Source organism: Streptomyces anandii JCM 4720, from assembly GCF_014650655.1.
GTDB classification, from domain to species: Bacteria; Actinomycetota; Actinomycetes; order Streptomycetales; family Streptomycetaceae; genus Streptomyces; species Streptomyces anandii.
Window position 1 is genome coordinate 424577 of the sequence record NZ_BMVJ01000002.1, and the last position, 9608, is coordinate 434184.

A 9608-nucleotide genomic window follows, 5' to 3' on the forward strand; every position below is an offset into this window, starting at 1 on the left:
CCTACCGCCACGGAGTGCAGCGCGTCGCGCCCGTGATCCGGCGGATGGGGGAGCTGTGACCCGTCAAGGAGACGGAGCCGTGACCCGTCAAGGAGACAAGCCCATGCCCGACACACCGGCCGGGGTCCGCCGCGTCCTCGCCGTCGTCCCCGCGCGGGGCGGCTCCAAGGGAGTGCCCGCCAAGAACCTCGCCCCCGTCGGAGGCGTACCGCTGGTCGCACGGGCGGTGCGCGAGTGCCGCGCGGCGCGGCTGGTGACCGACGTCGTGGTGTCCACCGACGACCAGGCCATCGCCACCGCGGCCCGCGAGGCCGGCGCGGACGTCGTGCTGCGGCCCGCCGCCATCGCCGGGGACACCGCGACCTCCGAGTCCGCGGTCCTGCACGCCATGGACGCCCACGAGGCCCTGCACGGCGCGGCGGTCGACGTGGTCCTCCTCGTGCAGTGCACCAGCCCCTTCCTCGTCCGCGAGGACGTCGACGCGGTGGCGTCCGCGGTGGCGGAGCACCGCGCGGACACCGCCCTGACGGTCGCGCCCTTCCACGGCTTCGTATGGCGCGAAGCCGCTACGGAGACCGGCGCGGAGTCCGCAGACGGTGAGGGCGTCAACCACGACAAGTCCTTCCGTCCGCGCCGTCAGGACCGCCCCCAGGACTTCCTGGAGACCGGCGCCGCCTACGCGATGGACGCGGCCGGCTTCCGCGAGCACCGGCACCGCTTCTTCGGCCATACGGAACTGGTGCGCACCGACCCCGCGCGCGTCCTGGAGATCGACGACCCGCACGACCTGGCGCGCGCCCGGGCCCTGGCCCCCCTCTTCGACACCGGCCGGCCCGGCGCGCTGCCGACCGCCGCCGACATCGACGCGGTGGTCCTCGACTTCGACGGCACCCAGACCGACGACCGGGTGCTGATCGACGCCGACGGACGGGAGTTCGTCTCCGTGCACCGCGGGGACGGGCTCGGCATCGCGGCCCTGCGCGACAGCGGCCTCGGCCTGAAGATGCTGGTCCTGTCCACGGAACAGAACCCGGTCGTCGCCGCCCGCGCCCGGAAGCTGAGGCTCCCCGTGCTGCACGGCGTCGACCGCAAGGACCTCGCCCTCAAGCAGTGGTGCGAGGAACAGGGCATCGCGCCCGAGCGCGTGCTCTACGTCGGCAACGACGTCAACGACCTGCCCTGCCTCGCCCTCGTCGGCTGGCCCGTGGCGGTCGCGAGCGCCCACGACGTCGTACGCGGCGCCGCACGCGCGGTCACCACCCTCCCCGGCGGCGACGGCGCGATCCGGGAGATCGCCGGCTGGATCCTCGGACCCTCGCTCGACTCCCCCGACCCCCTCACCAAGTAAGGACATCCCCTCATGAGCACCAACTCCCGCATCCGCACCCTCGGTTCGCGCGAGGCCGGACCCGGCCGCCCCGTCTACATCACCGGCGAGATCGGCATCAACCACAACGGCGACCTCGAGAACGCCTTCAAGCTCATCGACGTGGCCGCCGAGGCCGGCTGCGACGCCGTCAAGTTCCAGAAGCGCACGCCCGAGATCTGCACCCCGCGCGACCAGTGGGACATCGAGCGCGACACCCCCTGGGGCCGGATGACCTACATCGACTACCGGCACCGGGTCGAGTTCGGCGAGGACGAGTACCGCGCCATCGACGAGTACTGCCGCAAGCGGGGCATCGACTGGTTCGCCTCCCCGTGGGACACCGAGGCCGTCGCCTTCCTGGAGAAGTTCGACGTGCCCGCCCACAAGGTGGCCTCCGCCTCCCTGACCGACGACGAGCTGCTGCGCGCCCTGCGTGGCACCGGCCGCACGGTCATCCTGTCCACCGGCATGTCCACCCCGAAGCAGATCCGCCACGCGGTGGAGGTCCTCGGCAGCGACAACATCCTGCTCTGCCACGCCACGTCGACGTACCCCGCGAAGGCCGAGGAGCTCAACCTCCGCGTGATCAACACGCTGGAGAAGGAGTACCCGAACGTCCCGATCGGCTACTCCGGCCACGAGACCGGCCTGCAGACCACGCTGGCCGCGGTCGCCCTCGGCGCCGCCTTCGTCGAGCGGCACATCACCCTCGACCGCGCGATGTGGGGCTCCGACCAGGCCGCGTCCGTGGAGCCGCAGGGCCTGGCCCGGCTCGTCCGCGACATCCGCACCATCGAGGCGTCGCTGGGCGACGGTGTGAAGAAGGTCTACGACTCCGAGCTCGGCCCGATGAAGAAGCTGCGCCGCGTCACCGGTGTCGTCGCCGAGGCGGAGATCGCCGCGGCGGCGGGCGAGCCGGTCGCGGTCTGAGCCCGAGCCCCATGGCCCCCCGCCCCGGCCCCCACACCCTCGCCTTCGTCGAGAGTCCGGTACAGCTCCTGAACGTACTGGAATGGGCCCATACCCAGTCCCCCGCCCGGGGTTCCGGCGGCGCGGGGCTCGTCCCGTCCCAGAAGAGGCGGACGGCGACGCCGGCCACCCCCTCCGAGCCCTCCCCGGGGCTCACCCTCGTCGTGCTGTCGCCGACCGACCCCATGAGCCGGGGGCAGTTGCGGCGGATGGCCGAGCTGGCGCGGGACGAGGGCCACGAGGTGCGGTGGGAGGAGGCGCGGGGCGGGGCCTCGGCGCCGTTCCGGACCATCGGGGGACTGGCGCCGCTGCTGCGGCGGGCCGGCCGGGTGGTGATGGGGGACCCGTTCTCCCGGTACGTCCAGCTGCTGCTGACCATCACCCGGGCGCGCGACCTCGTGGTGGTGGACGACGGCACGGCGACGATGGAGTTCGCCGGCCAGCTGGCCCGCGGCGAGCGGCTGGTGCGCTGGCACCGCAAGGGCGGCCGGCCGGGCCCGCGCGACCTGCTCTTCGCGCCGGTGTCCGCCGCGGCCCGCCGCCGTCTCGCCGCCTCCGGCGGCCGCCGGGTGGAGGTGTTCTCCGCCATGCCGGTCACCGAGATCCCCGAGGGCGTGACCCTCACGGTCAACGGCTTCGCGTGGACCCGCGCCCGCTTCGGGCCGCCGCGCGTCCTGGCCGGCGCCGACCTGGTCGGCACCTCGCTCGTCGAGACCGGCGTGGTCGACGGCGACCGCTACCTGGACGCCGTACGCACCCTGGCCGGGGCGCACGGCGCGAAGCGCTACTTCGCGCACCGCCGCGAGAGCGCCGACAAGCTGCACCGGCTGGCGGCCGAGACCGGCCTGGAGGTCGTACGGCCCGACCTGCCGCTGGAGCTGATCGCCCGGCGCGGCCCGATCGGCCGTACGGTCCTCAGCTTTCCCTCCACCGTCGTGCACACCCTGCCCCCGGCCCTGGCCGGCACCGGCGTCCGCGTCGCCGTCTGCGACATCGACCCCGGCTGGCTCACCTCCCGCGCCTCCCCCCGGGCAGGCGACTTCCTGTCCGGCGTGACGGACTCGGCCCACGGCGTCGACCGCCTCTCGAGCGGGGGCGCGTACGCAGTCCCGTACGCCCCGCCGGCGGCTCCGGGTGCGTCCGACAGGTGAGCATCTCGGGCGTGGTCGAGGCAAGGCGTGGTATGCGTGGAGAAAAGAACAAGTGGGACGGGTGGACGGGGATGTGGCCTGGGTCACTCCCCGGGGATTCCATGGTCCGCCCGCCCCGCAAAGCGGGCGAGTTTACCCGCCTCAGTCGATACCTATGCGTCGGACGGCCAGCTTTTCTTCCCCTAACGGGTTGAACTTTTGTTGATCGAGGGTCAGTTGGCGGCCTCGGCGTCCTACCCTTCAGAGGGTGAAGCAACTGATGTCCCCAGAGTCCGAGGCCGACACCCCCGCGGAAGCCGCCCTGCCCGGCACCCTGCCGGAGGCGCTGTTCGCCGAGCTCGTCGCGTTCCGCCGCGACCTGCACATGCACCCGGAGCTCGGCAACCAGGAGTTCCGCACCACCGCCGCGATCAAGGCCCGGCTGGAGAAGGCCGGGCTCACGCCGCGCGTGCTTCCCTCCGGGACCGGGCTCGTCTGCGACATCGGGGCGGACACCGGCACCGCCGCCTCCGGGACGGCCGAGGGCATCCTCGCCCTGCGCGCCGACATCGACGCGCTGCCGATCCCGGACACCAAGAGCGAGAGCCCGTACCGCTCCACCGTCCCCGACCGCGCCCACGCCTGCGGGCACGACGTGCACACCACCGTCGTGCTCGGCGCCGGCCTGGTCCTCGCCGAGCTGCACCGGCGGGGCCTGCTGCCCCGGCCCGTACGGCTGGTCTTCCAGCCCGCCGAGGAGGTGCTGCCCGGCGGCGCCGCCGAGGCCATCAAGAGCGGCGTGCTGAACGGCGTGGGCCGGATCATCGCCGTGCACTGCGATCCCCGGGTCGACGCCGGCCGTATCGGACTGCGCCAGGGCCCCATCACCTCCGCCTGCGACCGCCTCGAGGTCCTGCTCGACGGCCCCGGCGGCCACACCGCGCGGCCCCACCTGACCACGGACCTCGTCACCGCCGCCGCCCGGGTGGTCACCGACGTGCCCGCGCTCGTCGGCCGGCGCGTCGACACCCGCGCCGGGCTCGCGGTGACCTGGGGCCGCATCGAGTCCGGCCACGCCCCGAACGTCATCCCGCAGCACGCCGAGCTCGCCGGCACCGTGCGCTGCCTGGACATCCACGCCTGGCGGCAGGCGCCCGACATCGTGGTCGCCGCGATCGACGAGGTGGCCAACCTGCACAAGGCCAAGTCGGAGATCAACTACGTGCGCGGGGTGCCCCCGGTCGTCAACGAGCCCGTGGTGACCGAGCTGCTGCGCGCGGCCATGGAGTCCCGGCGCGGCGAGGCGTCCGTGGAGGGCACCGAGCAGAGCCTGGGCGGCGAGGACTTCTCCTGGTACCTGGAGCACGTGCCCGGCGCGATGGCCCGGCTCGGTGTGCGCACCCCGGGCGAGCGCACCGTGCGCGACCTGCACCAGGGCGACTTCGACGCGGACGAGTCCGCGATCAGGGTCGGCGTGGAGCTGTTCACCGCAGCCGCACTCCTGCACCCCACCCACTGAGCCGAACCGCAAGGGGGGCGCCCCGATGAAGCAGATGGGCGAGGAGGCCCGGACGGGACGGGCCGCCGAGGGCGCCCGGATGGGCCGGGCCGACGCGGGCCGCCCGACGGGACGGATCCCGCACGGGCGGCGCTCCGGCCGGGCGGGCCGGCGAGTGAACTCCGGAGGGCCGGACCCGCGACGGGCGGGCGTCCCGATGGCACGGACCCGGGGCGGGCGGGGTGCCCCCGATGAAGTGGGCCGGCGCGGGGTGCCCCGATCCGCGCCCCTTCGTCCCTTTCTGTCACCTGCCGTCATCGGACCGCAATCGGCGTCACTTGGCCGTAACCGGTTGTCGGCACGTTTCGATAACGGCGCGGAGAAACCCCGTTCCCCTTGCCTTCTACGCGCGTTACTGTGCGCCGGAATCGCCACCAGAGGCGGCGTGGGGAAGCGGGCCGGCGACGGTGCCGTGGGCAAGAAGGGGTGCTTGCTGTGCGTCTGAATTCCCGGAGGACGAGGTTCTCCCAGGCCGCGGTGACCGTCGCGGTCATCGCGCTCGCGGCCGCCGGCTGCGGCAAGTCCAGCAACGAGTCGTCCGGCTCCTCCTCGGAGTCCGGCAAGTACTCGGGCAAGGGCATCGGCCTGGCGTACGACATCGGCGGCAAGGGCGACCAGTCCTTCAACGACGCCGCCTTCGCCGGCTTCCAGAAGGCCGAGCAGGAGTTCAAGATCGGCGGCCGTGACGTCGAGCCGAACGACAACGAGTCCAGCGCCGACAAGGTGCAGCGGCTGGAGCAGCTCGCCAAGGCCGGCTACAACCCGGTCATCGGTGTGGGCTTCGTGTACGGGCCGGCGGTCAAGGAGGTCGCCGCCAAGTTCCCGAAGATCACCTTCGGCATCATCGACGACGCCACCGTCAAGGCGCCCAACGTCGCCGACCTGGTCTTCCACGAGGAGCAGTCCTCGTACCTGGCGGGCGTCGCGGCGGCCAAGGCCACCAAGAAGAACCACATCGGCTTCATCGGCGGCGTGGACATCCCGCTGATCCACAAGTTCGAGGCGGGCTTCGACCAGGGCGCCCGGTCCGTCAACCCGAAGATCAAGATCGAGTCGCAGTACCTCACCCAGACCCCGCAGGAGGGCGGCTTCTCCAGCCCCGACAAGGGCAAGGACGCGGCCAACGGCCAGATCGAGGCGGGCGCGGACGTCATCTACCACGCCGCCGGCCTGTCCGGTCAGGGCGTCATCCAGTCCGCGGCCGAGCACAAGGTGTGGGCGATCGGCGTCGACTCCGACCAGTACAAGCAGTCCTCGCTGGCCAAGTACAAGGACTACATCCTCGGCTCGGCGCTGAAGAACGTCGGCGGCGCGGTGTACGACCTCACCAAGTCCGTCGTCGAGGGCAAGCCGCTGAGCGGCGAGGTACGCGGCGACCTGAAGTCCGGCGGCGTGGGCTTCGCCGACTCCAACCCGAAGTACCAGGCCATGAAGGACGTCGTCGCCGCCGTCGACAAGGCCAAGCAGGACATCATCTCGGGCAAGGTCACCGTCAAGACCCAGTGACCGCTCCCTGTCGGTACGGAGGGCGCCCCCGGCCGGGGGCGCCCTCCGTGGTGTCCGGGCCCTGGAGCCCCGGCCGCATCGGCGCGGCCGTGGCCGGGTCAGATCGGCTCGTCCGTCTCGATCTTCATGGAGAGTACGCCGGTGCCCGAGTAGCCGCCGTCGGTGGAGCAGACCGCCTTGGAGGTCTCGCCCTTGCGGGTGTTGACCCACTTGCCGTAGACGTTCCACTTGCTGCCGTGCGGGCTGACGCACACGACCTTGACCCGGTGGACGCTGAACCGGGTGTTGCCCCCGGTGCACTTGCCGTAGCCGGTCGTGCCGTCCTTGGATACCCAGGTCGAGCAGGTCGAGGCGGCCATGGCGGGCGTCGCGAGGCCGAACACGGTGGCCGACAGGGCGACGCCGACGCCGGCTGTCGCGGCCGCGAACTTGGTGAGTCTCATGATCCTCCCCTGGATCAGATGAAGCCCGCCGGCTGGTCTGACCTGCGGGCTTACCTTCGATCAAGGAGACTCGCACGCGCTTTGCGGCAAAAGATCGAACTTGGGAACGATCTTTACCGTCGCGCACCTCTGGTACTCGCGGGCCGGAGGCGGTGCCTCCCCGTGCGCCTGCGTACGTGGCGTTGGTGTCCAGAGTGGTTCGAAACGGTCCCATAACATCCTGGCAAGGCAGGGTTTTGCCCGAGGTCTACGCGCGTTACGCTGCGGCGGAACCAGCGCCTGGTTTGGGCGCTTGCACAAAGGAGTCTCGTTCCATGCGCCGGGTGTCCCGTATCGCGGTTGCAGGCGTTGCAACCGCAGCTCTTGCCGTCTCCGTTTCCGCCTGTGGCAGCTCGTCCACGTCGAGCTCGTCCGCCGGCGGCAGCGCCAAGTCCAAGGGCATAGGCCTCGCGTACGACATCGGCGGCAAGGGCGACCAGTCCTTCAATGACGCCGCGTACGCGGGCTTCCAGAAGGCCGAGAAGGACTTCGGCGTCGGCGGCCGTGACGTCGAGCCGCAGGACGGCGAGACGGACGCCGACAAGGTGCAGCGCCTGGAGACGCTCGCCAAGGCGGGATACAACCCCGTCATCGGCGTCGGCTTCGTGTACGCGCCCGCGGTCAAGGAGGTCGCCGCCAAGTTCCCGAAGGTGACCTTCGGCATCATCGACGACAACACCATCAAGGCGAAGAACGTCGCCGACCTGGTCTTCCACGAGGAGGAGTCCTCCTACCTCGCCGGCGTCGCCGCCGCCAAGACCACGAAGAAGAACCACATCGGGTTCATCGGTGGCGTGGACATCCCGCTGATCCACAAGTTCGAGGCGGGCTTCATCCAGGGCGCGCAGTCGGTCAACCCGAAGATCAAGGTCGAGAAGCAGTACCTCACCCAGACCCCGCAGGAGGGCGGCTTCGCCAGCCCCGACAAGGGCGAGAGCGCCACCAACGGCCAGATCGACGCCGGTGCGGACGTCATCTACCACGCGGCCGGCCTGTCCGGTCAGGGCGTCATCAAGGCCGCCGCCGCGCACAAGGTGTGGGCCATCGGCGTCGACTCCGACCAGTACGCCCAGGGCGCGCTGTCGAAGTACAAGGACTACATCCTCACCTCGGCGCTGAAGAACGTCTCGGGCGCGGTGTACGACCTTGCCCAGTCGGTCATCAAGGACAAGAAGCCGCTGTCGGGCGAGGTCCGTGGCTCGCTGTCCAACGGCGGCGTCAGCCTCGCCGACTCCAACCCCGTCTTCAAGAACAACGCCGACTTGCAGGCCGCGCTCAAGAAGGCCGAGGAAGGCATCAAGAACGGCACCATCAAGGTCAAGACCTCCTGACCTGACGGTCGTGGGCCACTCGGCCGGCCGTGGGGCCGTCCGGGGCATGGCCAAAAAGGCGCTGCGATGGCAGCGTTGCGGCCACGGAACGGGGTGCGGGGGACATGCCGGAACTCGTGCCCCGTTCGCGCGGCAGAATGCTCGGAACGGATCGGAAGCAACTCAAGATCGATCAGGTCCGGGCACTATTTAAAGCAGGGGCGCTACGCGCGTAGAGCGGCCCCTTTCCTGAGGAGAGTGCGCCATCGACGCGTCCAGCAGCCCTCCGCTCACCGCTCAGTCGACAGTCGCGGTAGAGCTCACGGGCATCACGAAGCGATTCCCCGGAGTCGTGGCCAACCACGACATCCACCTGTCGGTCCGCAAGGGCACCGTGCACGCGCTCGTCGGCGAGAACGGCGCCGGCAAGTCGACCCTGATGAAGATCCTCTACGGCATGCAGAAGCCGGACGAGGGCACCATCGCGGTCGACGGCGAGCAGGTCTCCTTCGGCAGCCCCGCCGACGCCATCGCCCGCGGCATCGGCATGGTCCACCAGCACTTCATGCTCGCCGACAACCTGACCGTGCTCGAGAACGTCGTCCTCGGCAGCGAGAAGCTCTACGGCATCGGCGCCGGCGCCCGGCGGAAGATCAAGGAGATCTCCGACCGCTACGGCCTCGGTGTCCGCCCCGACGCCCTGGTGGAGAACCTCGGCGTCGCCGACCGTCAGCGCGTGGAGATCCTCAAGGTCCTCTACCGCGGCGCCCGCATCCTCATCCTCGACGAGCCGACCGCCGTGCTCGTCCCGCAGGAGGTCGACGCCCTCTTCCACAACCTGCGCGAGCTGAAGTCCGAGGGCCTGTCGGTCATCTTCATCTCCCACAAGCTCGGCGAGGTGCTCTCCGTCGCCGACGACATCACCGTCATCCGGCGCGGCACCACCGTGGGCACGGCCGTCCCCGCCGAGACCACCTCCCGCCAGCTCGCCGAGATGATGGTCGGCAGCGAGCTCCCCACCCCGGAGACCGCCGAGTCCACGGTCACCGACCGCCCGGTCCTCACCGTCGACAAGCTGCGCCTTGAGGCCGAGGGCGGCCGCGCCGTCCTGGACGACATCTCCTTCACCATCCACGCCGGTGAGGTCCTCGGCATCGCGGGCGTCGAGGGCAACGGCCAGACCGAGCTGATCGAGGCGATCATCGGCCTGAAGCCGGCGGACTCCGGCACGATCACCCTGCTCGGCGAGGACATCACCGCCTGGGCCACCCGCCGCCGCCGCGA

8 protein-coding genes are annotated in these 9608 nt (G+C 71.1%); 7 read left to right on the forward strand and 1 reads right to left on the reverse strand.

Translation table 11 applies throughout. The annotated features are described in order from the left end of the window. Positions 1 to 103 precede the first annotated feature (103 nt). The 5 genes from IE249_RS05105 to IE249_RS05125 all read left to right on the forward strand — a co-directional run bounded on the left by IE249_RS05105 (position 104) and on the right by IE249_RS05125 (position 6532). Entirely contained in the window at positions 104 to 1348 is a 1245-nt protein-coding gene (locus IE249_RS05105) for an acylneuraminate cytidylyltransferase (protein ID WP_189703527.1), read from the forward strand. A gap of 12 nt (positions 1349 to 1360) precedes the next feature. Then, a complete protein-coding gene (locus IE249_RS05110) occupies positions 1361 to 2299 on the forward strand; it encodes an N-acetylneuraminate synthase family protein (RefSeq protein ID WP_189703528.1) in 939 nt (312 codons plus the stop codon). Positions 2300 to 2310: 11 nt separating this feature from the next. Beyond that, positions 2311 to 3489, forward strand: coding sequence for a hypothetical protein (locus IE249_RS05115; RefSeq protein ID WP_189703529.1), 1179 nt, complete (start codon positions 2311 to 2313; stop codon positions 3487 to 3489). 259 nt (positions 3490 to 3748) lie between these two features. Continuing rightward, positions 3749 to 4987 (forward strand): amidohydrolase, encoded by a 1239-nt coding sequence (locus IE249_RS05120; RefSeq protein WP_189703530.1) that lies wholly within the window; start codon positions 3749 to 3751, stop codon positions 4985 to 4987. 516 nt (positions 4988 to 5503) lie between these two features. Next, the gene (locus IE249_RS05125) at positions 5504 to 6532 is read left to right on the forward strand and encodes a BMP family lipoprotein (protein ID WP_189703702.1); all 1029 of its coding nucleotides are present in this window, start codon (positions 5504 to 5506) and stop codon (positions 6530 to 6532) included. Between the two features lie 98 nt (positions 6533 to 6630). Here the strand turns inward: IE249_RS05125 and IE249_RS05130 are convergent, their stop codons facing one another. Then, on the reverse strand, positions 6631 to 6975 hold the full coding sequence (locus IE249_RS05130) for a hypothetical protein (protein WP_189703531.1): 345 nt from the start codon (positions 6973 to 6975) through the stop codon (positions 6631 to 6633). A gap of 314 nt (positions 6976 to 7289) precedes the next feature. On the opposite strand from IE249_RS05130, the gene IE249_RS05135 reads away from it, so the two are divergent. Continuing rightward, entirely contained in the window at positions 7290 to 8345 is a 1056-nt protein-coding gene (locus IE249_RS05135; protein ID WP_189703532.1) for a BMP family lipoprotein, read from the forward strand. Between the two features lie 331 nt (positions 8346 to 8676). Continuing rightward, a partial coding sequence (locus tag IE249_RS36265; RefSeq protein WP_229857555.1) for an ABC transporter ATP-binding protein occupies positions 8677 to 9608 on the forward strand: 932 nt, incomplete at its 3' end.